This is a genomic window from Methylobacterium sp. WL8, from assembly GCF_008040045.1.
Lineage (GTDB): Bacteria > Pseudomonadota > Alphaproteobacteria > Rhizobiales > Beijerinckiaceae > Methylobacterium > Methylobacterium cerastii.
This window is the reverse complement of record NZ_VRVF01000199.1, coordinates 1-907: the sequence shown is the minus strand read 5'-3', so window position 1 is coordinate 907 and position 907 is coordinate 1. Positions and strand designations below refer to the sequence as shown.

The following is a 907-nucleotide window of genomic DNA, read 5'->3' as shown; positions in this document are numbered from 1 at the left end:
AGACCCCGTTTCATAACGCTCGTGCCAGGCGTCTGACGAGGATCATGGCTGCTGCCAGGACGAAGAAGGCGAGTGCGGAAGAGGCCGTCGCCTCGTGATCACGGGCGAGCCTGCGGCATCGACTGATCCATCCGAAGGTTCGCTCGATGACCCAGCGTCGCGGTTGAACCGCAAAGCCCTTCTGTCCCTCGTCGGGCGCAATGATCTCGATGGTGATCGCCGTCGCGGTGCCGACGCGCTCGCCTCGATAAGCTCGGTCTGCGAAGCAGTGGGCCAGGAACGGCCAGAGACCGCGCGAGGCACGCAAAAGCGCAACGCCTCCATGGCTGTCGTGGAGGTCAGCAGGCGAGACGGCGGCGATCAGAAGACGGCCATCCGTGTCGGTCAGCGCGTGGCGTTTGCGGCCCACCACACGCCGGGCTGGATCGTAGCCGCGTTCTCCATCGACGCCGACGCCGCCCGAGCGCGCCGCCTGCGCATCCATGACGGCACCGGTCGGGCTGGCCTCACGCCCGGCTCGCTCGCGGTCGTCCATCGTGAGGGCGTGGGCGAGGCGCTCGAACACGCCCGAAGCTGACAGGCGCAAGAACCAGCGATGCACGGTCGACCAGGGTGGGAACTCATGCGGCAGGTGCCGCCAAGCGCAGCCTGTCCGTAACACATACAGGACCCCATCCAGCACCCACCGCATCGGCCAGCGCCAGGGGCGACCCCTTGATGCGGGACTAGGCAGCATCGCGCCGACGACGGCCCATTCAGCGTCGGTCAGACAGGTTGCGTAGGGGCGGCTTTCGCGCGCAAGCTCGGTGCGAGCGGTAGGGGTCCACATCGGCGATCCAGGGTGAGCGTCAGACACTCTCCCAACGCCCGCGACACCTGCCGCTCACCCCATTATGAAACGGGGTCT

The 907-nt window shown here is 67.3% G+C and carries 1 protein-coding gene; it reads right to left on the bottom strand.

The window, feature by feature from the left end:
* Window positions 1-10 precede the first annotated feature (10 nt).
* Window positions 11-829 carry an IS5 family transposase gene (locus tag FV234_RS25890; RefSeq protein ID WP_147765418.1) on the bottom strand — a complete coding sequence of 273 codons (819 nt, stop codon included), beginning with the start codon at window positions 827-829 and terminating at the stop codon, window positions 11-13.
* Window positions 830-907 lie beyond the last annotated feature (78 nt).